At 71.4% G+C, this 24876-nt stretch carries 18 protein-coding genes and 1 tRNA gene; 6 read left to right on the top strand and 13 right to left on the bottom strand.

The features are described 5' to 3' along the window. The first annotated feature begins 133 nt into the window (after positions 1 to 133). Positions 134 to 1570: a pyruvate kinase gene (gene pyk, locus OG393_RS25245; protein ID WP_327376988.1), complete on the top strand. Its 1437-nt coding sequence runs from the start codon at positions 134 to 136 to the stop codon at positions 1568 to 1570. A gap of 168 nt (positions 1571 to 1738) precedes the next feature. Here the strand turns inward: pyk and OG393_RS25250 are convergent, their stop codons facing one another. Both OG393_RS25250 and OG393_RS25255 read right to left on the bottom strand, forming a co-directional pair. Then, positions 1739 to 2353, bottom strand: a complete 615-nt coding sequence (locus OG393_RS25250) for a helix-turn-helix domain-containing protein (RefSeq protein WP_327376989.1) — start codon at positions 2351 to 2353, stop codon at positions 1739 to 1741. Positions 2354 to 2452: 99 nt separating this feature from the next. Then, positions 2453 to 2527 (bottom strand) — tRNA-Leu (locus OG393_RS25255). 97 nt (positions 2528 to 2624) lie between these two features. On the opposite strand from OG393_RS25255, the gene OG393_RS25260 reads away from it, so the two are divergent. Beyond that, on the top strand, positions 2625 to 3281 hold the full coding sequence (locus tag OG393_RS25260) for an ANTAR domain-containing response regulator (RefSeq protein ID WP_327376990.1): 657 nt from the start codon (positions 2625 to 2627) through the stop codon (positions 3279 to 3281). A 93-nt stretch (positions 3282 to 3374) separates the two neighbouring features. Here OG393_RS25260 and OG393_RS25265 read toward each other — a convergent pair whose 3' ends face one another. The 8 genes from OG393_RS25265 to OG393_RS25300 all read right to left on the bottom strand — a co-directional run bounded on the left by OG393_RS25265 (position 3375) and on the right by OG393_RS25300 (position 14041). Next, positions 3375 to 4091, bottom strand: a complete 717-nt coding sequence (locus OG393_RS25265) for an ABC transporter ATP-binding protein (RefSeq protein ID WP_327376991.1) — start codon at positions 4089 to 4091, stop codon at positions 3375 to 3377. Further along, on the bottom strand, positions 4088 to 5128 hold the full coding sequence (locus OG393_RS25270) for an ABC transporter ATP-binding protein (RefSeq protein WP_327378542.1): 1041 nt from the start codon (positions 5126 to 5128) through the stop codon (positions 4088 to 4090). The genes OG393_RS25265 and OG393_RS25270 overlap by 4 nt, the downstream gene beginning before the upstream one ends. A gap of 5 nt (positions 5129 to 5133) precedes the next feature. Then, positions 5134 to 6879 (bottom strand): branched-chain amino acid ABC transporter permease, encoded by a 1746-nt coding sequence (locus OG393_RS25275; protein WP_327376992.1) that lies wholly within the window; start codon positions 6877 to 6879, stop codon positions 5134 to 5136. A 5-nt stretch (positions 6880 to 6884) separates the two neighbouring features. Then, a complete protein-coding gene (locus OG393_RS25280; protein WP_327376993.1) occupies positions 6885 to 7817 on the bottom strand; it encodes a branched-chain amino acid ABC transporter permease in 933 nt (310 codons plus the stop codon). Positions 7818 to 7923: 106 nt separating this feature from the next. Further along, positions 7924 to 9156, bottom strand: coding sequence for a branched-chain amino acid ABC transporter substrate-binding protein (locus OG393_RS25285; protein WP_327376994.1), 1233 nt, complete (start codon positions 9154 to 9156; stop codon positions 7924 to 7926). Between the two features lie 448 nt (positions 9157 to 9604). Further along, positions 9605 to 10081, bottom strand: a complete 477-nt coding sequence (locus OG393_RS25290) for a hypothetical protein (protein WP_327376995.1) — start codon at positions 10079 to 10081, stop codon at positions 9605 to 9607. A 1105-nt stretch (positions 10082 to 11186) separates the two neighbouring features. After that, positions 11187 to 11681, bottom strand: coding sequence for a PaaI family thioesterase (locus tag OG393_RS25295; RefSeq protein WP_327376996.1), 495 nt, complete (start codon positions 11679 to 11681; stop codon positions 11187 to 11189). A gap of 77 nt (positions 11682 to 11758) precedes the next feature. Further along, positions 11759 to 14041: an FdhF/YdeP family oxidoreductase gene (locus OG393_RS25300; RefSeq protein WP_327376997.1), complete on the bottom strand. Its 2283-nt coding sequence runs from the start codon at positions 14039 to 14041 to the stop codon at positions 11759 to 11761. 122 nt (positions 14042 to 14163) lie between these two features. Between OG393_RS25300 and polA the strand changes: the two genes are divergently transcribed. After that, on the top strand, positions 14164 to 16875 hold the full coding sequence (gene polA, locus OG393_RS25305; RefSeq protein ID WP_327376998.1) for a DNA polymerase I: 2712 nt from the start codon (positions 14164 to 14166) through the stop codon (positions 16873 to 16875). A gap of 81 nt (positions 16876 to 16956) precedes the next feature. Here the strand turns inward: polA and OG393_RS25310 are convergent, their stop codons facing one another. Further along, positions 16957 to 17847: a DUF4184 family protein gene (locus OG393_RS25310; RefSeq protein ID WP_327376999.1), complete on the bottom strand. Its 891-nt coding sequence runs from the start codon at positions 17845 to 17847 to the stop codon at positions 16957 to 16959. A gap of 229 nt (positions 17848 to 18076) precedes the next feature. On the opposite strand from OG393_RS25310, the gene OG393_RS25315 reads away from it, so the two are divergent. The 3 genes from OG393_RS25315 to OG393_RS25325 all read left to right on the top strand — a co-directional run bounded on the left by OG393_RS25315 (position 18077) and on the right by OG393_RS25325 (position 21191). Continuing rightward, complete coding sequence (locus OG393_RS25315; RefSeq protein WP_327377000.1) at positions 18077 to 19888, top strand: lytic transglycosylase domain-containing protein; 1812 nt, start codon at positions 18077 to 18079, stop codon at positions 19886 to 19888. 158 nt (positions 19889 to 20046) lie between these two features. Then, on the top strand, positions 20047 to 20187 hold the full coding sequence (locus tag OG393_RS25320) for an SPW_0924 family protein (protein WP_327377001.1): 141 nt from the start codon (positions 20047 to 20049) through the stop codon (positions 20185 to 20187). Positions 20188 to 20198: 11 nt separating this feature from the next. Then, a complete protein-coding gene (locus tag OG393_RS25325) occupies positions 20199 to 21191 on the top strand; it encodes a DUF3068 domain-containing protein (RefSeq protein WP_327377002.1) in 993 nt (330 codons plus the stop codon). Here OG393_RS25325 and hrpB read toward each other — a convergent pair. Both hrpB and OG393_RS25335 read right to left on the bottom strand, forming a co-directional pair. Further along, positions 21154 to 23742: an ATP-dependent helicase HrpB gene (gene hrpB / locus OG393_RS25330; protein ID WP_327377003.1), complete on the bottom strand. Its 2589-nt coding sequence runs from the start codon at positions 23740 to 23742 to the stop codon at positions 21154 to 21156. The genes OG393_RS25325 and hrpB overlap by 38 nt on opposite strands. A gap of 233 nt (positions 23743 to 23975) precedes the next feature. After that, positions 23976 to 24812, bottom strand: coding sequence for a class I SAM-dependent methyltransferase (locus OG393_RS25335; protein ID WP_327377004.1), 837 nt, complete (start codon positions 24810 to 24812; stop codon positions 23976 to 23978). Positions 24813 to 24876: the final 64 nt, after the last annotated feature.

Here is a 24876-nt window from a genome sequence, read left to right on the forward strand (position 1 = left end):
CCGGGCCCGGAACCGCTCATCGGAGCACTCGCCCGCACATATTCAAGACTTGTCAACAAGCTTTCACATAAAGGTTGTTGGACAGACATGCCGGGCCCGTTCGCTACCCATCGGTAAGCCCTAGGCTCGAACCATGCGCCGAGCGAAAATCGTCTGCACCCTGGGACCCGCCACCGACTCGTACGACCAGATCAAGGCACTGGTCGATGCCGGAATGGACGTGGCCCGGTTCAACCTCAGCCACGGCACCTACGCCGAACACGAGGAGCGCTACCAGCGCGTACGCAAAGCCTCCGACGAATCCGGCCGCAGCGTCGGCGTCCTCGCCGACCTTCAAGGCCCGAAGATCCGCCTCGGCCGCTTCCGCGAAGGCCCGGTACTCCTTGAACGCGGCGACGAGTTCACCATCACCGTGGAACCCCTCGAAGGCGACCGGCGTATCTGCGGCACCACCTACGACGGACTCGCCGCCGACGTCACCACCGGCGAGCGCATCCTCATCGACGACGGCCGCGTCACCCTCGAAGTCACCGCCGTCGACGGCCCCCGCGTCCACACCCTGGTCATCGAGGGCGGCATGGTCTCCGACCACAAGGGCCTCAACCTCCCCGGAGTCGCCGTCTCCGTCCCCGCCCTGTCCGACAAGGACATCGAAGACCTCCGCTGGGCCCTCCGCATCGGCGCCGACGTCATCGCCCTCTCCTTCGTCCGCAACGGCCGCGACATCCAGGACGTCCACCGCGTCATGGACGAGGAGGGCCGCCGCCTCCCCGTCATCGCCAAGATCGAGAAGCCGCAGGCCGTCGACAACATCGACGAGATCGTCGCCGCCTTCGACGGCATCATGGTCGCCCGCGGCGACCTCGGCGTCGAAATGCCGCTGGAACAGGTCCCCATCGTCCAGAAGCGCGCCGTCAAACTCGCCAAGCGCAACGCCAAACCGGTCATCGTCGCCACCCAGATGCTCGACTCCATGATCGACAACTCCCGGCCCACCCGCGCCGAGGCATCGGACGTCGCCAACGCCGTCATCGACGGCACCGACGCCGTGATGCTCTCCGGCGAGACCAGCGTCGGCGCCTACCCGATCGAGACCGTCCGCACGATGAGCCGCATCATCGAAGCCGCCGAAGAGGACATCCTCACCAAGGGCCTGCCCCCGCTGACCGAGCGCAACAAGCCCCGCACCCAAGGCGGCGCCGTCGCCCGCGCCGCCGCCGAGATGGGCGACTTCCTCGGCGCCCGCTTCCTCGTCGCCTTCACTCAGTCCGGCGACACCGTCAAACGGCTCTCCCGCTACCGCTCACCCATCCCCCTCCTCGCCTTCACCCCCGACCCGGCCACCCGTTCCCAGCTCAACCTCACCTGGGGCGTCGAGACCTTCCTCGGCCCGCACGTCGAATCCACCGACGCCATGGTCGCCCAGGTCGACGAGGAACTCCTGCGGATCGGCCGCTGCCGAAAGGGCGACATCGTGGTCATCACCGCCGGCTCCCCACCCGGAGTCAGCGGCTCCACCAACCTCGTCCGCGTCCACCGCATCGGCGAGGACGACAGCCCGAAGGAGTGACACCCAGGCCCCGCCGCCCGACGACACCCCGGCAGGGCGAGAGAAGTGACACCATGTCACATCAACCCGGCGGGCCCGCCCCCACTCTCCCCAGCACGACGCCCGCCTGGACCTCACGGATCTCTTCGCCTTCACGGTCCCCGGCGGACCCCGCCCTGATCATGGGCGTCACCCCCCTCGCGACCAGCGGGGGCGCCACCTTCCACCCGGACGCCGTCTACCGCGTCGACATCGACACCAGCGACCCCTCTGGGGCACGGCGATCCGCGGCCCGCACCCCGCCAGGACCGACCCCGGGGCGCGAGGCGACGGGCCACGCCGGGCGCACCTGGTGCATGGCGGGCCCGCCTCTCCGGCCGGCCGCGGCACCCCGCCGCCCCGCGGTGTCAGTGCTTCAGGCCCACATGCCGGTCCATCAGCGCGACGGAGGCCCGTGATCGCCTCGCGGCAGGCATCGATCTGTCCTGGCCAGGCGTCCGCGCAGGCGATGCGCAGGTGGTGGCCGTCTCGTGGGTGGTCGCTGATGCAGCCGTCGCCGAGGTGGAGCCCCAGGAGGTAGGCGTACGCCTCGGCGTCGTCGGGTGCCCTCGGAGTGGGGTGGCACCGGACGTAGGGGGCGGCCTGGTTGCCGATGCTGGGCAGGGGTTCCGGTCGTTGTCGCCAGGAGCGCACCGCATGGCGGGAGACGCCGGTCTGCCTGCTCACGGAGTTCAGGCTGTGCCCAGCGGCGATGAGAGCCAGGGCACGCCTGCGTGTGTCGAGGTCGTACACGGAGGCGAGCATGGCCGAAGGGTCACCGAGGTTGCCCTGGCTTCGAGCGGATGTTCACCGATGTGAGTGATCTTCGATGCGGGCGTTGTAACCTTGGAATCGAAGGAAAAGTGCCCCAGGTGGGATTCGAACCCACACTGTCCGCTGTTTGAGAGCGGCCTCTCTGACCAGTTGGAGTACTGGGGCCTTGGAATCGCAAGGTCCCGAAGGTCCTGCGGATCACCACTTTACAGGAGCTAGGTAGGCTCAGGGGAGCAGTTCTGCCCCGCAACGAGGAGCCCCCGTGACCGCCCCCGAGTCGCCCCAGCCCGCCGCCGACGACGATCAGTCGCACGTCCCGCCGCTGACGACCCGTGTCGTCATCGCCGAGGACGAGGCCCTCATCCGTCTCGATCTCAAGGAGATGCTCGAAGAAGAGGGCTACTCGGTCGTCGGCGAGGCCGGCGACGGGGCCCGGGCCGTCGAGCTCGCCCGTGAGCACCGGCCCGACCTCGTCATCCTCGACGTGAAGATGCCCGTCCTGGACGGCATCTCGGCAGCGGAGAAGATCGCCGGTGAGTCGATCGCCCCGGTCCTGATGCTGACCGCGTTCTCCCAGCGGGAACTTGTCGAGCGGGCGCGGGACGCAGGTGCCATGGCGTATCTCGTGAAGCCGTTCAGCAAGAGTGATGTCGTGCCCGCGATCGAGATGGCCGTGTCGCGCTTCGCCGAGCTGAAGGCGCTGGAGCAGGAGGTCGCCGACCTCTCTCTGCGGCTGGAGACCCGCAAGCTGGTGGACCGTGCCAAGAGCGTTCTCCAGACGCAGTACGGGCTGACCGAGCCGGCCGCCTTCCGCTGGATCCAGAAGACCTCCATGGACCGCCGCATGTCGATGCAGCAGGTCGCGGAGGCGGTCATCGAGGACGCCGAGGAGAAGAAGGCCGCGAAGGGCCAGCAGTAGTCCGCGGTTGCTCCCCCCGGGGCTTCGCGCCGGGATGTGAGGAAGGCCCGCCCCCGACAGGGGGCGGGCCTTCCTCGTGTGCGGTGGTGCCGCCTACTCCTCGCCGAGGTACGTCTTGCGGACGTCGTCGTCGTGGAGCAGGTCCTGGCCGGTACCGGACAGCTTGATCGTGCCGACCTCCAGCACGTAGCCGTAGTCCGCCAGCGAGAGGGCGGCCTGGGCGTTCTGCTCGATGAGCAGGATCGTCATGCCCTCCGCCTTCAGGGTGACGATGGTCTCCATGATCTTCTGCATCATGATCGGGGAGAGGCCCATCGACGGCTCGTCGAGCATCAGCAGTTTGGGCTGGGACATCAGCGCCCGGCCCATGGCGAGCATCTGCTGCTCACCGCCGGAGAGGGTGCCCGCGGCTTGCTTGCGACGCTCGCCCAGGATCGGGAAGAGGTCGTAGGCGCGCTCGATGTCCCGCTCGATGCCGTCCTTGTCCTTGCGGAGGAAGGCGCCCAGCTGGAGGTTCTCGGCGATGCTGAGCCGCGGGAAGATGTGCCGGCCCTCGGGGGAGTGGGCCAGGCCGAGCGAGACGACCTTGTGGGCCGGGATGCCGTTGAGCACCTGGCCGTCGAAGGTGATCTTCCCGCCGGAGGGCTTGAGGAGCCCGGAGAGCGTGCGCAGGGTGGTGGTCTTGCCCGCTCCGTTGGTGCCGATGAGGCTGACGACCTGGCCGGTCTCGACGGAGAAGGAGATGCCCTTGACGGCCTCGATCTTGCCGTAGGCGACCCGGAGGTCCTCGACCTCGAGAAGTGCGGTCACTTGGAGTCTCCTTCCTTGGTGCTGTCCGCGTCGTCGGACGCGGGCTCCGGAGTGGTCTCCGGGGCGTCGGCCGGGGCCTCGGGGGCGTCGTCCGCCGGTGCCTCGTCGGTCTCCGGCGTCTCCGTCGCGGGGGCTTGGGCGGCCTCGGGGGTGGTCTCGGCCGCCGGCTCGGTGGCCGCCGCCTCCGTTTCGGCGGTCTCGGCCCCGGTGGTGTCCGCCGTGGCAGGTGTGGCTTCGAACGGCTCGCCCAGGTAGGCGGCGACGACACGTTCGTCGCCCTGGACGACCTCGGAGGTGCCTTCCACGAGCTTCTCGCCCTGGACCAGCACGGCCACCCGGTCGCACAGGTTGAAGATGAACTTCATGTCGTGCTCGATGACGAGGACGGCGATGCCCTGGTCGCGGATCGCGAAGACGAGTTCCTCGGTGGTCCGCGTCTCGTTCTGGTTCATGCCGGCGGTGGGCTCGTCGAGGAGCAGCAGTCCGGGGTCGCTGGCCAGGGCCCGGGCGATCTCCAGTTTGCGTTGCTCGCCGTAGGGCAGGTTGCGGGCGAGGTGTTCGGCCTTGGCGGAGAGGCCCACGAACTCCAGGAGTTCCATGGCCCGCTCGCGCGAGGCGGCCTCCGCCTTCTTGAAGCCCGGGCCGCGGAGCAGCGCGGACCAGAGGCCCTCCTTGGTCCGGGTGTGGCGTCCGACGAGGACGTTCTCCAGGACCGTCATGTTGGCGAAGAGGCGGATGTTCTGGAAGGTACGGGCGATGCCGGCCTTGGTGACCAGATGCGGCTTGGGGGGCAGCACGGTGCCCTTGTAGCTGACCTGTCCCTCGGTGGGGACGTACAGGCCGGTGAGGCAGTTGAAGAAGGTGGTCTTTCCGGCTCCGTTGGGGCCGATCAGACCGACGATCTCGCCCTCGCGGACGGTCAGGTCGACGTCGCGTACGGCGGTGAGTCCGCCGAAGCGCATCGTGACGCCGCTGGCGTCCAGGACGGTGGCCGGTGCGGCCTTGGTGGCCGTGGTGTCCGTGGTCGTGGTGGTCATGGCGTTCACGCCCCCGCCTTCGCGGTGCCGACGCCGGACTCGGCGGATTGCCGGGGTTCGGGTACGTCGGGCTGTTCGTCGTTCTCGTGGTATTCGAGCTTCGCCCGCTTGTTGGCGATGAGGCCCTCGGGGCGGAAGCGCATGAGCAGGATGAGGGCGATGCCGAAGCCGAGCAGCTGGTAGTCCTGGAGGAAGGACAGCTTGGCCGGGATCAGGAAGAGCAGGGCCGCGCCGAGGATCGGGCCTCGGACGGTGCCCATGCCGCCCAGGATGACGGCCGCGAGGAGGAAGGCGGAGTTCGGCGGCACGGGGCCGGCGAAGACGTAGTTCTCGGGGACGACCGTGGTGTTGACGTGGGCCTGGACGGTGCCGGCGAGGCCGGCCAGGGTGGCGCCGAGGGCGAAGGCGATCAGCTTGACGCGGAAGCCGTTGATGCCCATGGCGGTGGCGGCTGTCTCGTCCTCGCGGATGGCGACCCAGGAGCGGCCGATGCGGCTGTTGGTGGCCCGGGAGAAGATGATGATCACGAGCGCCATCACCGCCAGCATGAGCAGGTAGTAGTTGGCGTAGGCGCCGAGCTCGATGCCGAGGACGGTGTGGGGCTCGCCGAAGTTGTATCCGAAGAACTCCAGCTGCGGGATGTTCGGGATGCCGTTCGGGCCGTTGGTGATCTTCGGTCCGGAGACGCCGTCGAGGTTGCCCATGGCGATGCGGAAGATCTCTCCGAAGCCGAGGGTGACGATGGCGAGGTAGTCGCCGCGCAGGCGCAGGGTCGGGGCGCCGATGACGACGCCGAAGACGAGTGAGGCGAGGGCGCCGGTGAGCACGGCTGCCCAGAAGGGGAACTGGACGCCGAAGGCGGAGGAGGTGGCTCCGGAGACCAGTGCGGCGGTGTAGGCGCCGACTCCGAGGAAGGCGACGTAGCCGAGGTCGAGCAGGCCGGCGAGGCCGACGACGACGTTCAGGCCGAGGGCGACGGTCGCGAAGATGAGGATGTTGACCGCGATGAGGGTGTAGGTGTCGCCGCTCTGCTGGATGAACGGGAAGGCGATCGCCGCGGCCGCGGTGGCGATGAGCGTCACCTGGCGGTTGTGTGTGGTGAGGGTGGAGACGCGTTCGACGATTCCGGACTTGATCAGCGCGGTCGTGGTGAAGCCGACGAGGATCAGGTACGCGATGAAGAGCTGCGGTTCGCTGTCCTTGGTGTCGATGCCGAAGGTGATCACGTAGAGGCCGAGGGCGAAGACTCCGGTGATGATCAGGATTTCGGCCCACGAGGGGAGGCGTCGGGCGGGGGCGGCCTTGCGGGTGTCGTCCGGCAGCTTGTACGCGGCGGCGGCCGGGACGGCGGAGGCGAGGACGGCGATGCCGGCGCCGGGCTCCAGGTCCACCAGGGCGCCGAGTTCCCAGATGATGGAGAGCGTGGTGAAGAGGGTGGTGGCGAAGGTGCCGAGGGCCAGGATCCACAGGGCCTTGCGGCTGCCGGTGGGCGTGAGCCATCCGAAGCCCTTGACGCCGAGCGCGGAGAGCGCGTGGGCGGCGGTGAGGAGCGCGCCGACGAGGGTGAGGAGCTGGAGCGGAGCCGGGTAGCCGTAGAGGGTGAGGTTACCGGGGAAGGCGGTGGTCCAGGTCCAGGCCAGGAAGGCGCTGGCGGCGGTGGCGACGCTGCCGCCGGCGATCGTGTAGAGCAGGCCCTGGGGCAGGGTGCGCTGTGCCGGGGCGGGGGTCTGTGCGGTGGTGTCTGTGGTCATGTCTCTCACGCCCGATCCGCGACGCGCTCGCCGAGCAGACCCTGTGGTCTGACGAGGAGGACGACGATGAGGAGGACGAAGGCCCAGACGTTGGACCAGGCTCCGCCGCCGAGCTGCTGCATGCCGGGGATGTCCTCGATGTAGGCGATCGAGAGGGCCTCGGCGAGGCCGAGGACGACGCCGCCGACCATGGCTCCGTAGATGTTGCCGATGCCGCCCAGGACGGCGGCGGTGAAGGCCTTGAGGCCGAGGATGAAGCCCATTTCCCAGCCGATCTGGCCGCGGTCGAGACCGTAGGCGACGGCTGCGACGGCGGCGAACGCGGCACCGATGGCGAAGGCCATGACGATGATGCGGTCGGTGTTGATGCCCATGAGCTTCGCGGTGTCGCGGTCCTGTGCGGTGGCCTGCATGGCGCGGCCGCTGCGGCTCTTGGCGACGAAGACGCCGAGGGCGAGCATGCAGAGGGGGGCGAGCGCGAGGATGAAGGCGTCGGCGCGCTGGATGGTGAGGTGTTCGGTGATCTTGAAGGCGTCGCCGCTGAACTCGGGGAAGCTGACGGCCACCTTGGCGTTCGGGTAGAACTGCCAGACGAGCTGCTGGAGCGCGATCGAGAGGCCGATGGCGGTGATGAGCGGGGCGAGTCGTGGTGCGCCGCGCAGCGGCCGGTAGGCGAACCGCTCGGCGGCGGTCGCGACGGCCACGGAGGCGATCGCGCCACCGATGATCATGAGCGGTATGGCCACCATCAGGGAGGTGCCACTCGGGAGAGCGGTGTAGGTGGTGAGGGCGCCGAAGCCCCCGATCATGAAGATCTCGCCGTGGGCGAAGTTGATGAGCTGGACGATGCCGTAGACCATGGTGTACCCGATGGCGACGAGGCCATAGAGGGCACCGAGGGCAAGGCCGTTGGCCAGCTGTTGCGGCAGTTCGTTCACCGCAGGGCCTCCGATGAGCGTGTCGGATATGACTCCGCGCGAGGGCGCTGTTTGCGCCCTCGCGCGGTGTGGTTCATTTGGTCAGGACGAGGTCAGAGCGGGGTGACTACTGGTTGAACGTGTCGCTCTTGACGTCGATCCACTTGCCGCCCTCGACCTTGTAGACCGTGAGCTGCTTGTTGGTGGTGTCGCCGAACTCGTCGAAGGAGACCTTGCCGGTCACGCCGTCGAAGGAGACCTTGCCGAGCGCCTCGGTGACCTTGGCGCGGGCGTCCTCGGGAAGCTTGCCGTCGTTGGCGGCGACGACGGCCTTGACGGCCTGGACGATCGCCCAGCCGGCGTCGTAGGAGTAGCCGCCGTAGGCCGCGTACGGGTCCTTGTAGCCGCCGGCGTTGTAGTCGGCGATGAACTTCTTGGCGGTGTCGAGCTTCTCGACCGGGTAGCCGATCGAGGTGGCCAGGTCACCGTCGTTGGCCTCGCCGGAGGCGCTGATGAAGGCCGGGTCGTAGATGCCGTCGCCGCCCATGGTGGGGATCTTGGCGCCGGTCTTCTTGATCTGGTCGGAGAGCAGGCCGCCCTCGGGGTACTGGCCGCCGAAGTAGACGGAGTCGGCGCCGGAGCTCTTGACCTTGTCTGCGGTGGAGGAGAAGTCGGTCTCCTTCACGGTGACGTGGTCGGTGCCGACGACCTTGCCGCCCAGGCGGCTGAACTCGGCGGAGAAGATGGCCGCGAGGCCGGCTCCGTAGGTCTGCTTGTCGTCGACGACGAAGACCTTCTTCTTGCCGGCGTCGTTGAAGAGGTACTGGGCGGCGAACTTGCCCTGGACCACGTCGGTGGCGGCGGTGCGGAAGTAGGTCGGGAAGGGGCGCTTGAACTCGCCCTTGCCCCAGTTGTCGCCCTGGCTGAGGGAGGGGTTGGTGTTCGCCGGGGAGACCTGGGCGAGGTTGGCCGCCGCGAAGACGCCCTGCATCTGCTGGGCGACGCCGGAGTTCAGCGGGCCGACGACGCCGAGCACCTCCGGCTTGCCGACGAGCTTGGTGGCGTTGGCCTGGCCGGAGGCCGGGACGGCCTGGTCGTCGAGGGCCTCGACCTTGAACGTGACGCCCGGGACCTCGTTGTTCTTGTTGGCGGTCTTGGCCGCCAGGTCCACGGAGTTCTTGATGCCCTGGCCCAGCGCGGACAGCGAGCCCGTGAGCGGCGCGTCGACGCCGATGACGACGGTCGTGGTGCCCTTCGAGTCGTCGCTGCCGCCCTTGTCGTCGCGCGAACCGCAGGCGGAAAGGGTGAGAGCTCCCGTGGTGATCACGGTGGTGAGGATGAGCAAGGAACGACGTCGCACGATGAATCCTTTCCCTGGCGCGGCCCCCTCGAGCTGAGGCGGTGCCGTGAAGCTGTGTAGCTGGAGGTGCCGTTTTTGAGTGGCCGGGCCGTACTGGGGTGACTGGTGTTACTGGGTCGTGCAGCAGAAGCGCCCGGCGGCGCGGTGACTGGCCGTGACTCTAAGCGCAGGTGGGGGAGGTGGGGAGCGGCGAGGTCAGGATGTGACTGTCTTGTTATCGCGAGGGGGAGAGGAGGTGCGCAGGGGGTGGGCAAACCGGTACATAGGTGTCGGCAACATGGTGTTCACATCGTGAGAACGCGCAGTTCCGCTAAGGGGCTTGAGCGGATCATGCTCCTGTCGGTCCTGGTTCACCGGCTCTCCGGATACCGGACGGGCGGCCTGGTGTCAGCGGACGGACGGTGGGGCGTGCCGTGCGGCTTGATCAGCGCGTCGATGTCACGCAGCGTCATGATGGGGAGGGGAGTGAAGGCGGGTGTGCCGGAGAGCCGGGGGCGGGGTCCGGGCCGCCCGTGCCGGCGGGGGAGGCGGCCGGACTCCCGGGCGGTCTCCAGTTCTCCGAGCTTCCCGTCGCGCCGTGTGCGGCCTCGCACCGGCGGCGGCTCTCCCGGTCGATCTCGGCCAGTGCGGCGGCCCGTCCCTCCGTCCGCTCGGTGGCCCGGGCGTCCGCGAGGACCTCGTCGTGAATCCCCAACTGCTCGTTGGACAAGCCCTTCTGCTCCCAGTCCAGGCCCGCCCAGCTGCTGCCCTCGACGGCTTCCTTCGCCCAGTACGACACGAGGCTGGTGCAGACGTCGGCGGGGGTCGAGGTGTGCGGAGCCGGGTCGGCCGTCCCGCCCGTGCAGCCGGGAGTGGCGGCCAGGAGTCCGAGGATCAGCGGCGTGCGCAGGGCGCTCCTGATCGACGTGCGCGCCGAGTGCCCCATGGCGGGCACGCTAGGGGAAGCCGAAGGGCGGCGCAACAGGCCCGAGCGGTGAGGGGGTTGGAGGAGTTTCGGGGGTGGCCCCGGGCCGTGGGGTACCGGTCCGGGGAGGGTGGCGGGTGTGCCGGTGGTGACGGAGGGGCGTGCGTGGCGTTCGGGGTGGTCGCGGACCGCTCACCTGGCGCGGCGGCAGGTGTGGGCGGGTCGCTCGGTGCGCGTGGCCGGCCGGGGGTGGGGTTCCTCGCGGGCCGCATCCGGTGCGCCGGGGTCCGCGGGTGGCTCCGGGGGGTGCCGGGGCGCGACGGGGAGTCTCCCGCGTGGCCGGGGGCCGGGGCGGGTGTGGTGTCTCTGGGGTGCCGGGGGTCGCGCCGCGCCCTTCCGCGTGGCCCTGGTTCCGTGTCCGCGGGTGCGCCGTCGGCCGAGCGGGTGGGCGGGGCAAGGCGGTGTGGGGCGCGGGGTGTTGAAGCGGGGCCGGCGGGTATCCGGACGGCCGTGTGCGGAGCGCCGGGCATCCTCCCGGGAGGGTGTCGACGAGATGTGGCGGGTCGGTCGGCGGGTGCGGCTCGGTGCGGCGTGCGCAGGAGCCGGTCGTGAGGTGCGCGGGCCGCGCGGTGCGGACCCGCAGTGTCCGGAACGCGACACCCCGGGTCCGGAAGCCGGGGCGGCCGGCCGGGGGCGCGACGTCCGGAAGCCGACGCTCCGCGTCCGGGGGCCGGTGTTCGGGAACCCGGTGTGCCGGAGTCCGCGACTGTGCCCGAAACGGTGCTTCCGTCACCCTTGGGGGCGGGTGCCGGGAGGTGTGGCGCCGTGCTCCGGGATCACGCCCCCGGTGACTCCCGGTGACGGTGACGGCCCCGGTCACCTTCTCGATCCGGCCTCGGTCGGCCGCCCTGCCCTCCGCTCGTCCGGCCTCCTGGTTCGCGGCGGTCTCCGCGGTGGCCGTGCGGCGCAGCACGGCCCGGATGGGAGTGTGCCGTCGCGGTCCGGCGGGCGGAGAACGGAAAAGAAACCGGAAGAACGTGGAAACAAGCGGAAGGCAAGGGACCGGGGGAGGAGGGGCGTGGAAGCGGGGAGGCGCGGAGGGGGACGTCGGGAGACGGTGGTGCGGTCAGGCCGCGCCGCCACCCGGGACGTTGTCCGCGTCCTTGGCCGTGACCTCGCGGAGCAGGCAGGTCAGCCGGGCCGAGCAGACCCGCTTGTCCTGGTCGTCCGTGATCACGATCTCGTAGGTGGCCGTGGAACGACCGCGGTGGACCGGGGTCGCGACCCCGGTGACCAGTCCGCTGCGGACGCCGCGGTGGTGGGTGCAGTTGAGATCCACTCCCACGGCGATCTTGGAGACGCCGCCGTGCAGCATCGAGCCGATCGACCCCAGTGTCTCGGCGAGCACGGCGGACGCGCCGCCGTGCAGCAGGCCGTAGGGCTGGGTGTTGCCCTCCACCGGCATCGTGCCGACGACCCGCTCGGCGGACGCCTCGACGATCTGCACGCTCATCCGGTTGCCGAGGTGCCCGGCGGAGAAGAGCGCCTGCAGGTCGACGCCGAGGGCGGCGTACTCGGCGAGGACCTCCTGCGGGAACTTCACGTGCTGCTGCTCACCCATCGGCCCGGCTCCGTTCGTCTTCGTACGGCTTCTGATACGGCTGCCCTGCCGGCCAGCGCGCCCGCCTGAGCGAACGCTTAGACGGACTGTGATTGTTCCAGACGCACGATCACGGACTTGCTGGCGGGGGTGTTGCTGACGTCCGCGGTCGACTCCAGCGGTACCAGGACGTTGGTCTCCGGGTAGTACGCCGCCGCGCAGCCCCGCGCCGTCGGGTAGTGCACGACCCGGAATCCGGGTGCCCGTCGCTCGCTGCCGTCCGTCCACTCGCTGACCAGGTCCGTGTAGGCCCCGTCCGCCAGGCCCAGCGCCGCCGCGTCCTCCGGGTGCACCAGGACGACGCGCCGGCCGCCCCGGATGCCGCGGTAGCGGTCGTCGAGACCGTAGATCGTGGTGTTGTACTGGTCGTGCGAGCGCAGGGTCTGCAACAGCAGCCGGCCCTCGGGCACGACGGGGTACTCGACCGGCGCGGCGGTGAAGTTGGCCTTGCCGGTGGCCGTGGGGAAGCGGCGTTCGTCGCGCGGCGCGTGCGGCAGGGCGAAGCCGCCCGGGTGCGCGGCGAGCCGGGCGTTGAAGTCGGAGAAGCCGGGGACCACGCGGGCGATGCGGTCGCGGATCGTGGCGTAGTCCCGCTCGAACTCCTCCCACGGCGTGGCCGAGGCGGCGCCGAGCACCGCGCGGGCCATGCGGGCCACGATGGCCGGCTCGGACAGGAGGTGAGGGCTCGCCGGCGGCAGGTTCCCGCGCGAGGCGTGCACGAGCCCCATGGAGTCCTCGACCGTCACGAACTGACGGCCGCCGCGCTGGACGTCCTTGTCGGTGCGGCCCAGCGTGGGCAGGATCAGCGCCCGGGTGCCGGTGACCGCGTGCGAGCGGTTCAGCTTGGTCGAGACGTGCACCGTCAGCCGGGCCCGCCGCATCGCCGCCTCGGTGACCTCCGTGTCGGGCGTGGCCCCCACGAAGTTGCCGCCCATCGCGAAGAAGACCTTCGCCTCGCCGTCGCGCAGGGCCTGGATCGAGCGCACCACGTCGAAACCGTGACGGCGCGGCGACACGATCCCGAACTCCTGGTCCAGCGCGTCCAGGAAGGCGGGAGCGGGACGCTCGAAGATCCCCATCGTGCGGTCGCCCTGCACGTTGGAGTGACCGCGGACCGGGCACACACCGGCGCCGGGCCGCCCGATGTCGCCGCGCAGCAGGAGGAAGTTGACCACCTCGCGGATGGTGGGCACGGAATGCTTGTGCTGGGTGAGTCCCATCGCCCAGCAGACGATCGTCCGCCGCGAGGCGAGCACCATCTCCAGGGCCCGCTCGATCTCCCCGCGGTCCAGACCGGTCGCGGCGAGCGTCTCGTCCCAGTCCGCGGCGCGGGCGGCCGTGGCGAAGTCCTCGTATCCGTGGGTGTGCGCGCGGACGAACTCCTCGTCGACCGCCCCCTCCGTCTCCAGGATCAGCCGGTTGAGCAGACGGAACAGAGCCTGGTCGCCGCCGATGCGGATCTGCAGGAAGAGGTCGGTGAGCGCGGCTCCGCTGATCATCCCCCGCGGGGTCTGCGGGTTCTTGAACCGCTCGAGGCCCGCTTCGGGCAGCGGGTTCACCGAGATGATCCGGGCTCCGGCCGCCTTGGCCTTCTCCAGCGCCGAGAGCATCCGCGGATGGTTCGTGCCCGGGTTCTGCCCGGCCACGATGATCAGGTCGGCCTGGTGGAGGTCCTCCAGCGAGACGCTGCCCTTGCCGACGCCGATCGTCTCGTTGAGCGCGGAGCCGGACGACTCGTGGCACATGTTCGAGCAGTCCGGCAGGTTGTTCGTGCCGAACTCGCGGGCGAAGAGCTGCAGCAGGAACGCGGCCTCGTTGCTCGTGCGCCCCGACGTGTAGAAGAGCGCCTCGTCCGGGGAGGCGAGCGCCCCCAGCTCCTCGGCGATGATCGCGAAGGCACGCTCCCAGCTGACCGGCTCGTACCGGTCCGCGCCCTCCGGCAGGTACGCCGGTTCGGTGATCCGGCCCTGCTGCCCCAGCCAGTAGCCGCTGCGGTCCACCAGGTCGGACAGCGGGTGCGCGGCGAAGAACGCGGGAGTGACCCGGCGCAGGGTCGCCTCCTCGGCGACGGCCTTCGCCCCGTTCTCGCAGAACTCCGCCACGTGCCGCTCGTCGCCCTCCGGCCAGGCGCAGCCCGGGCAGTCGAAGCCGTCCTTCTGGTTGACCTTGCGGAGGGTCCGCGCGGTGCGCCGCACACCCATCTGCGCCTGCGCGATCCTGAGGGTGTGGCCGATGGCGGGCAGCCCGGCCGCGGCGTGCTGCGGCGCCCCGACCTGTGGGGCGTCCTGGACCGGGTCGCCGGCGGGCGGCTTGCTGACCATCGCGCTCTCCCTTGAGCGTCCGTGCGGTGACGTACCCCCCGATCCTGTCACGCGTGACCGACAAAGCTCCACGTAAGGTCGGTGTGGAGGGGATTGTCAGCGGTCCGTGGCAGGATCGACCCGTGGCCGAGACAGCATCGAAGAAGACCGCAGACCCCCGTCCCCGCCTGCTCCTCATGGACGGGCACTCCCTCGCGTACCGGGCTTTCTTCGCACTGCCCGCGGAGAACTTCACCACCGCGACGGGGCAGCCGACCAACGCCATCTACGGCTTCGCGTCGATGCTGGCGAACACGCTCCGCGACGAGGCGCCCACGCACTTCGCGGTCGCGTTCGACGTGTCCCGCAAGACATGGCGCTCCGAGGAGTTCCCGGAGTACAAGGCGAACCGTTCCAAGACCCCGGACGAGTTCAAGGGGCAGGTGGAGCTGATCGGCGAGCTGCTCGACGCCATGCACGTGGAGCGCTTCGCGGTCGAGGGCTTCGAGGCGGACGACGTGATCGCCACGCTCGCCACGCGGGCCGAGGCGGAGGGCTTCGAGGTTCTGATCGTCACCGGCGACCGGGACTCCTTCCAGCTGATCACCGACCACGTGACGGTGCTGTACCCGACCAAGGGCGTCTCCGAGCTGACCCGTTTCACCCCGGGGAAGGTCGAGGAGAAGTACGGCCTGACTCCCCGGCAGTACCCGGACTTCGCCGCCCTGCGAGGCGACCCGTCCGACAACCTTCCCGGAATCCCTGGCGTCGGCGAGAAGACGGCCGCCAAGTGGATCAACCAGTTCGGTTCCTTCGCCGAGCTGGTCGAGCGCGCCGAGGAGGTCAAGGGCAAGGCGGGGCAGAATCTCCGGGACCACCTGGAGGCCGTGAAGCTGAACCGGGTGCTGACCGAGATGGTCCGCGACGTGGCGCTGCCCCGCACGGTCGGCGACCTGGAACGCGCCCCATACGACCGTACGGCCGTCGCGCTCGTCCTCGACACCCTGGAGATCCGCAACCCCTCACTGCGGGAGCGGCTGCTCGCCGTGGACCCCGGAGCGGGTGAGGAGCAGGCCCCGGAGCCGGCCGCGGGCGTCGAGCTGGACGGCTCGGTCCTCCGTGCCGGCGAGCTCGCCCCCTGGCTGGCGGAGCACGCCGGGGAGCCGCTGGGGATGGCCACAGTCGACAGCTGGGCGCTCGGCACCGGCAACGTCGCCGAGATCGCCCTCGCCACCGCGGAGGGCCCCGCGGCCTGGTTCGACCCCACGAGGCTCGACGAGGCGGACGAGCGCGCCTTCGCCGAATGGATCGCCGCCCCGGACCGGCCCAAGGTGCTGCACAACGCCAAGGGCGCGATGCGGGTCTTCCCGGAACACGGCTGGAGCGTCGCCGGTGTCACCATGGACACCGCGCTCGCCGCCTACCTGGTGAAGCCGGGCCGACGCTCCTTCGCGCTCGACGCGCTGTCCGTCGAGTACCTCGGCAGGGAGCTGGCCCCGGCCGCCGCCGCCGACGGCCAGCTCGCCTTCGGCGCCGACGACACCGCCGAGGCCGAGGCCCTGATGGCGCAGGCCCGCACCGTGCTCGATCTGGGGGCGGCCTTCGAGGAGAGGCTCGGCGAGGTGGGCGCCCGTGAGCTCCTGCACGACGTCGAGCTGCCCACCTCCGCGCTCCTGGCCCGTCTGGAGCGGCACGGCATCGCCGCCGACCGGGCCCATCTGGAAGCCATGGAGCAGCAGTTCGCGGGCGCCGTGCAGCAGGCCGTGAAGGAGGCGCACGCGTCGGTCGGCCACGAGTTCAACCTCGGCTCGCCCAAGCAGCTGCAGGAGGTCTTCTTCGGCGAGCTGAACCTGCCCAAGACGAAGAAGACCAAGACCGGGTACACCACGGACGCCGACGCCCTCGCCTGGCTGGCGGGCCAGACGGAGCACGAACTGCCGGTGATCATGCTCCGGCACCGAGAGCAGGCCCGGCTGCGCTCCACGGTCGAGGGCCTGGTCAAGACCATCGCCGCGGACGGCCGCATCCACACCACCTTCAGCCAGACGGTGGCCGCGACCGGGCGTCTGTCGTCCACCGACCCGAACCTGCAGAACGTGCCGGTCCGCACGGACGAGGGCCGGGCGATCCGGCACGGCTTCGTCGTGGGCGAGGGCTTCGAGGGCCTGATGACCGCCGACTACAGCCAGATCGAACTGCGGGTGATGGCCCACCTCTCCGAGGACCAGGGCCTCATCGAGGCGTTCACCTCGGGCGAGGACCTGCACACCACGGTCGCCTCGCAGGTCTTCGGCGTCGAGCGGTCCGCCGTCGACGCGGAGATGCGCCGCAAGATCAAGGCCATGTCCTACGGCCTGGCGTACGGCCTGTCCGCCTTCGGCCTCTCCCAGCAGCTGAACATCGAGGCGGGCGAGGCGCGTGCCCTGATGGACACGTACTTCGAGCGTTTCGGCGGGGTGCGGGACTATCTGCGCCGGGTGGTCGACGAGGCCCGTGCCACGGGCTACACCGAGACGATGCTCGGGCGTCGTCGCTATCTCCCGGACCTGAACAGCGACAACCGCCAGCGCCGCGAGGCGGCGGAGCGCATGGCGCTGAACGCTCCGATCCAGGGCACGGCGGCGGACATCGTGAAGGTCGCCATGCTGAACGTCGACCGGGCGCTGACCGAGGCCGGTCTCACCTCCCGGATGCTCCTCCAGGTGCACGACGAGATCGTGCTGGAGATCGTGCCGGGGGAGCGGGAACAGGTCGAGGCCCTGGTGCGCCGTGAGATGTCCGCCGCCGTCACCCTGCGCGCGCCGCTCGACGTCTCGGTGGGCGTCGGCCCGGACTGGGAGTCGGCCGCGCACTGACCATGCCGCCCCGTCTTGCGTCGTTCCGTCCTGCGCCGCCGCGTCTTCGTGCCCGTTGCGCCCCGAGGCCCGGCCCGAGGGTCAGTGGGGGCGCCCCGAGCGGGCCGGCGGCGAGGCCCGGTCCCCGGCGGGCGGGCCGGCCTCGGGGCTGCCGGTCGGCTCCGCGGGGACGGCGGTCCTGCGCAGCCGCATCCACGCCCCGTACAGCAGGATTCCGGCGGCCAGTCCCGCGCCCGCACCGAAGCAGGCCGTCGGAATGAGGTCCAGCGGCTTGTCGATCCGGCCCCAGTACGCGTAGAAGCGCAGGCAGCGGTGCACGATGCCGGCGAGGAGGCACGTCCCGATCAGCCCGTAGGCCAGTCGGCGCCCGCGCCGGTCCAGTACCGCGACCTCCACCGGCGGGGCCGCGTCCGGGCGTGTCGCGCGCAGCGCCCGGACCGCGAACCACACCAGCAGGCCCAGGGCCAGAGCGGAACCCCCGTATTGCGCGTACAGATAGACCGGGAACCCGGCCACGAGCTCGCCGAGGAACGGAATCGCCCGTGTGCCCCAGCGGTCGGGATGGGTGAAGGAGTCCCACACGACGTGCGTGGTCGCCCCGAGTACCGCGGACAGACAGAACCACCCGGCCAGGACCGGAGCCCGTCGCCCGCGCCAGGAGCGTCCCCGTACGAGGCCGTGGACCCGCCCCCGCCATCGCGTGGGGAGCAGCGCCACCAGCGGCTCGCGCACCACCAGCCATGCCGCCACCAGCGCCGCGGTGATGAACACGTCGACCGTGACGACTCCCACCGCCGAGTGCGTGACGCTGCCGAAGAGCATCGCGCCCGGGATCGCCGTGGCGGCGAAGTAGGTCATGTCGGGCGAGAACGAACCCGCCACGAGCGCTGAGGCGATGAGCGGTCCCCGCGCGGTGCCGTCCCGTCTGATGACCGGTAGCATCGCGGCGGCATGGCTCAACGTGAACGGCATCGATGGTCCCCCTCAGGATCCGGGCCGGCCACCAGGGTCCTTGCGTCGGCGGTCGGCGGAGATGTCCAGTATGCGGGGGGTGATTTCCTCGCGAGGGTATGCGGCCGAGACGTGACGAAGGCGTGAAGCACGATCAGAACCCGGTGTCCCGGGGTCCGGAGTTGTCGTAGGGTCGCCTGGGTCTCGCGCGGGGAGCGCGGGCGCAGGCCAAGGGGAGGGGACCGTAGGCATGGCAGCGCAATTGGGCCGTCGGCTGCGCAAGGGGGCCACCAGTAGCGCTGTGGTGGCCGCGGCGGTGGCCGCGCTGGCCGCCTCGCAGGCCCCGGGAGTGACACCCCCGCCCACCGACAACACGAGCGGGGACCAGGCCCTCGGCATCGGCGATCCGTCGGTGCCCCCGGACGGCTCCGCGACCGGCGACTCCCCCTACTACACGGCCCTGCCGCCGCTGAACACGCCCAACAAGCCCGGTACCGCGCTGGACACGCCGATCGTGACCGGTCCGGCCGAGGCGGGGATACCCGCGTCCGTGCTCGCCGCCTACAAGCGCGCCGAACAGTCCATACGGTCCAGCGATCCCTCCTGTCACCTTCCCTGGCAGCTCCTCGCCGGCATCGGAAAGGTCGAGTCGGGCCAGGCGCGGGGCGGCCGGGTGAACGCCGACGGCACCACGCTCTCGCCCATCCTGGGTCCGGTGCTCAACGGCGTCGGCTTCGCCGACATCTCGGACACCGATCACGGCGCCTACGACGGGGACACGAAGCACGACCGCGCCGTCGGCCCGATGCAGTTCATCCCCTCCACGTGGGCTACCTGGGGCCAGGACGCCAACGGCGACGGCCGCAAGGACCCCAACAACATCTACGACGCCGCGCAGGCGGCCGGTCTCTACCTCTGCGCCGGCAACCGCGACCTCGCGGTCAAGGCCGACCTGGACCGGGCGATCCTCAGCTACAACCGCTCGACCGAGTACCTCAACACGGTCCTCTCCTGGTTCGAGTACTACAAGCGCGGCACCCATCAGGTCCCGGACGGGACCGGCGTGCTCCCGGCGGACCGCGGCGACGTCCCGAGCAGTGGCCAGAGTCCCTCGCCGTCCCCGGTCACCCCCAGCCCGTCGAAGCCCGTGACGCCCTCGCCCTCGCCCAGCCCGTCGAAGCCCACCACGCCCCCGCCGACCCCGCCGCCCGTGACGCAGCCCCCGGTCGCCCGCGTGGCGCGGCTCGCCGACTCCGGGACCGGCACGCTCCAGGCGACCGCCGGCGGCGTCTTCGCCGCGCGCCCCACGATCGTGGCGCTGGACGCCGCGGGCGAGCCGGTCGCCGGTCTGGCCGTGCGCTTCGAGATCGTCGGCACCACCGACTCCCACTTCGGCGGCGGAGCGAAGAGCATCACCGTCACCACCGGCCCGCAGGGCAAGGTCGTCTCCCCGGCCGTCCGGGCGGGCGAGCAGCCGGGGGCGTTCACCGTGCGGGCGTCAGTCGAGGGGCGCAAGCTGCTGCCCGTCGATTTCACCGCGACCGTCACGGTCCGGCAGGCCGACGCCCTGGCCGCCGACACCGAGGAGCTGACCGCCGTCACCTCCTCCGGCTTCGCCGACCGGATCCTGGTGAAGGCCACCCTCGACGGCGCCCCCGCCGCCTCGGTGGGTCTCACCGCCGCCGTCCTCACGGCCGGCGAGGATCCGCAGCCCGCCGCCGAGGGGCCGCACTTCAAGGACGCGAAGGGCGATCCGGTCCGGACCCTCACCGGTCTCAGGACCGACGAGAAGGGGCTGCTCACCCTCCCCGACCTCTTCGCGGACGACCAGGCGGGCACCTTCGTGCTGCGCCTGACGGCCCCGGGAGGGGGCACCGTGGACATCCTTCTGAAGGTCACCACCGCCGAGCCGGCCCCGAAGCCGACCCCGACTCCCACGCCGACCCCGACCCCGACTCCCACCCCGACGTCGTCGCCGACCTCACCTCCCGCCTCGACGCCGAGCCCGACGCCGACCTCGACAGGCTCCGCTCCTTCGCCGTCGGCCTCTCCGGCCACCTGAGCCTCCGGCTCCTCCTCTCTTCGTGCCGCCTCGCCGCCCGACCGGACGGCGAGGCGGCACACCGCGTTCCGGGTACGACGTGTTCTCATCTCGCGGTCGCGTTGCTACGGTGCCCCCGACCTGACGCTACATCAGATCGAGTACCGGGAGGCCGAACCGTGCGCGCCCTTGTCGCCGCCGCCATCGGGCTGCTCCCCGCCCTCCTGGTCGTGCTGCTCTTCGCCTGGGTGGATCTGCCGCCCGAAGGCCCCACCTCTCCCCGCCCTCTCCTCACCGCCGACCCCGGCCCCCTGAAGTAGGAGGTGCGCCCATGCGCCGCCTGGCGAGCCTCGCGCTGCTCTCCCTCGCCGTCTGCTTCGCCTCGATGGCTCCCACCCTGCGCTGGTACGTGTTTCCCCGGGCGGTGAAGATCCCGCCGAACCAATACCAGGTGACGGTCCTGGAGGCGAAGCCCGCGACCCTGCTCGACTACTCCACGCTCAAGGCCGAGAAGGTCGAGAAGATCACGATCGTCCAGACCCTCAAGGGCAACGTCGAGGAGTCGCGACGGATCGAGCGGGACGCCGGCCGGGACGTCGTCGTCTGGGACTCGCTCTCCCACGTCATCGGCCCCGACGGCAAGATGGTCTCCCAGGTTCCCGAGCGATACGTCTTCGACGCCCACACCCAGGACCCCGTCCACGCCACAGGCGAGATGGTGGACGGCGACGCCGTCCGGCGGGAGGGTATCGAGTTCAAATGGCCCTTCCTGACCGAGAAGCGGGACTACCAGTACTTCGACGCCCAGACCCGTGCCTCCGCCCCGATCCACTACAAGGGTGTCCGGGACTTCCGGGGGATGGAGGTCTACTACTTCGAGCAGGACATCCCCTGGACCGAGGTCCCCATGCCCAAGTCGATGCCCGTCGAGGGCATCACCCCCGAACTCCTCGCCAGGACCGGCCTCACCCGCTGGTACACCACCCGGCGCATGTTCTGGGTCGACCCGGTGACCGGGGCACCCGTCAACGGCGAGGAGGTCCACCGGGAGGAGCTCCGCAACGCCCGCGCCCTCATGGGCCAGGACACCGTCACCGTCTTCGCGGGCCACGTGAAGATGCGCGAGGACTCCCTCCGGAGCACCGCCGAACTGGTCAGGGCCAACCGCACCCCCATCCTCCTCCTCACCTCCTGGCTGCCGTGGACCTTCGCGGGAACCAGCCTCGCGCTGCTCGCCCTCGCCCTCTGGCTGGAGGCCCGCGGTCGACGCGCCGCCCCGGACCCGGTCACCCCCTCTCGGACCGCGCCCGGGTGTACCGGGTAGGCGGCGCGCTCCGTGGGTCCTCCGGCCACGGATGCCGGGGATACCGCCCCCGCAGTTCCGCCCGCACCGAGCGATAGCCCTCCCGCCAGAACGAGGCCAGATCCGCCGTCACCGCCGCCGGGCGCCCCGCGGGGGAGAGCAGATGGACCAAAACCGGCACACCCGCCACCCGAGGCGTCTCGGCCAGGCCGAACATCTCCTGGAGCTTCACCGCCAGCACCGGCTGCTCGCCGCCGTAGTCGACCCGTATCCGCGATCCACTCGGCACCTCGATCCGCTCGGGCGCCAGCTCGTCCAGCCGGGCCGCCTCACCCGACCCCCAGGGCAGCAGACGCTGGAGCGACCGGCCGGCGTCGATCCGGCCCAGATCGGCCCGCCGCCGCGCCCGTGACAGCTCGGGCTCCAGCCACTCCTCCGCCCGGTCGAGCAGACCGCCCTCCGTGACGTCCGGCCACGGTGCGCCCAGCACCCGGCGCAGGAAGCCCAGTCGCCGCCGCAGCTCCGCCGACTCCCGGCTCCACCGCAGCAACCCCAGCCCGTCACGCCGTAGACCGTCCAGCAGCGCCGCCCGCACCAGCCCGGGATCGGCATCGTCCCGCAGCGGACGTACCGTCAGCTCGACCGCCCCGAGACGGGAGACGGACCGGGCGACGACATCACCGTCCTCCCAGCGAACCTCCTCGTCCTCCGCGAGCAGCCGGCCGGCCGCGGCGCGCGCCACCTCCTCGTCCGCCACGGCCGCCAGCCGCACCCTCGCCGTCGCGTCACGCGCCGTACGGTCCGCCACGGCGACGGCCAGCCAGGGAGCGTCGCGCAGGACCGAGCCCGCGGAGAGCTCCGCACCCGTACCGGACACCATCAGCAACCCCCGGCCCTCCCGGGCACGCGCCACCCGCTCGGGAAACGCCAGCGCCGTCACCAAGCCCGCCACGGCGTCGTCCCCCCGCACCGGCCCCTCCGCACGCCCCGCGACGGAGGCACCGCCCCCGTCACCGGCTCCCTTCCCCGTGCCGGCGCCGACCGGCTCCCCCACCGAGCGCTCCAGCCTCCGCGCCTCCGTCTTCCAACGGGCCGCGTACCCGTCACCGCCCCGACGCGCGGCCCGCCAGGCGACCGCCAGATCGTCGCCGTACTCGCGCGGCGGCTCCTCGCTCAGCAGCGCCACCACCTCGGCCGCCCGCCGGGCGCCGACCTCCGGTGCGCCGTCCAGCAGAGCCCGCGCGAGCCGCGGCTGCACCCCGATCCGGGACATCCGCACACCCCGGTCCGACACCCGACCGTCCTCGTCCACCGCGCCGATCGCCGCCAGCACGGAGCGGGCCGCGGCCATCGCCCCGGCCGGAGGGCCGTCGAGGAGCGCGAGCCCGGCCGCGCTCGGATCACCCCAGCACGCCGCCCGCAGCGCGAAGGACGTCAGGTCGGCGATCCTGATCTCCGGCGACGGGAACCGGGAGCGGTTCCCGTCCTCCGCCTCGGACCAGCAGCGGTAGACAGCGCCCGCCGCCTCCCGCATGGAGCGCCCGGCGCGCTGCGTCGCCGCCGCGACCGACACCGGAACCGTCGCCAGGGACCCCAGCCCTCTGGCATGGTCCATCCGCGGCTCCCGCGCGAGCCCCGAGTCCACGACGACCCGGACCCCCGGGACGGTCAGGCTCGACTCCGCCACCGAGGTGGACAGCACCACCCGGCGACGGAGGCCCGGCCCGGAACCCCGCAGCACCGCGTCCTGCACGGCCGCCGGCGCCCGCCCGTGCAACGGGAACACGTCCGCGTCGACGTCGCCGAGCAACCCGGCGACCCGCGCGATCTCGCCCGTCCCCGGCAGGAAGCACAGCACGTCCCCCTCGTGCCGGTCCATCGCCCGCCGCACCGTGGCCGCCACATGACGCAGCAGCGCCGGGTCCACCCAGGTGCCGTGCGCGGGGCGCACCCCCGACGGAGGCGCGGCGAAGAAGACGCGGTACCCGTGCGCCTCCCCGGTGCTCTCCACCACGGGCGCCGGTCCGCTTCCGTCGAGGACCGTGAGCAGCTCCGCCCACGCCGGGGCGTCGCTCGTCGCGGAGGCCGCGATCAGGCACAGATCGGGGCGCAGCGTCGCCCGTACGTCGACGAGGAACGCCATCGCGGTGTCCGCGTCCAGATGACGCTCGTGGCACTCGTCGAGCAGCACCACGTCCACGTCCGGGAGCTCCGGGTCACGCTGGAGCCGTTGGAGCAGGACGCCCGTGGTGACCACCTCCACGCGGGTGGCGGGTCCCTTCCGGCGTTCCCCGCGCACGGAGAACCCGACGGTTCCGCCGGGCTCCTCGCCGAGCAGCCACGCCATGCGGCGTGCCGCCGCCCGGACCGCCATCCGGCGCGGCTCGGCCACCAGCACCCGCCGTCGCGGACCGCTCCCTATGAGTCCGGCCAGCGCCAGCGGTACCAGCGTGGTCTTGCCGGTGCCGGGAGGCGCGGACAGTACCGCCGTGCCGCGCTCCTCGAGCGCGGTCAGCAGCTCGGGTACGGCATGGCGGACGGGGAGACGGTCGAGAACGTCGTTTCGGATCACGACCTCAGTCTCGTCCCTCGGCGGAGACGGCGGCCCCCGCTGTCCACAGGCCCCAGCTGTTCATAGGACTTATGGAGTCCGTCGGGTCCGGGGGACCGCCGGCTCCGAGGGCCGCCGGGAGCCGTCCGGCGCGCCGGTCTCGTGACGGCTGGGACCGGCGGTGCGCCGGCCGGGCCGGGGCGACGAGGTGTCCGCCGGTCGCGCCCCGGCGGCGCGGTACCGCCCGACGGGTCTCAGGACCGCTCGTCCCGCTCGCAGACGAAGATCGCCGAACCTGGGATGAGGTTGCCGCGCAACGGGGACCAGCCGCCCCATTCCTGGCTGTTCCAGGCCGGCCACTCCGGTTCGACCAGGTCGAGCAGCCGGAAACCGCCGGCCACCACGTCGCGCACCCGGTCGCCGATCGTCCGGTGGTGCTCCACGTAGACGGCCCGTCCCTGCTCGTCCTGTTCCACATAGGGGGTGCGGTCGAAGTACGAGGCCGCGACCGACAGGCCCTCGGGGCCGGGCTCGTCCGGGAAGGCCCATCGGACGGGGTGGGTCACCGAGAAGACCCAGCGCCCGCTCGGCCGCAGGACCCGGCGCACCTCTCGGAACACCCGCACCGGGTCGGCGACGAAGGGAACCGCGCCGTACGCCGAGCACGCGAGGTCGAAGGAGCCGTCCCGGAACGGCAGCGCGCAGGCGTCGGCCTCGACCAGCGGGACGTCCGCCCCGATCCGCAGCGCGTGCTGGAGCTGCCGGTGGGACAGATCGAGCGCCACCGGTCGCGCGCCTCGCCCGGCCAGCCACCGGGAGCACTGCGCCGCACCGGCGCCGATCTCCAGCACGTCGCGCCCCTTCAGCAGGTCCGCCGGGCCCAGCAGCTCGGCTTCCGCCTCGTCGAGTCCCTCGGGGCCCCAGACGAAACGGTCGTCCCCGAGGAACGCTCCGTGCTCGGTCTGGTAAGCGTCGGCGTTGCGGTCCCACCAGACGCGACTGGCCCGGCTGCTCTCCGCGTCACCGGCGTCACGCCGCGTCGCCTCCGGCTCGAAGCCGCCCTCGTCTTCCGGTCCGTACTCTTGGTTCATCTCGCCCGTCGATGTAGTTTGCGCACAGCGCGGCTGCGCGGCCCCGCGGCCGGTACGGCCTGGG

Source organism: Streptomyces sp. NBC_01216 (assembly GCF_035994945.1).
Lineage (GTDB): Bacteria > Actinomycetota > Actinomycetes > Streptomycetales > Streptomycetaceae > Streptomyces.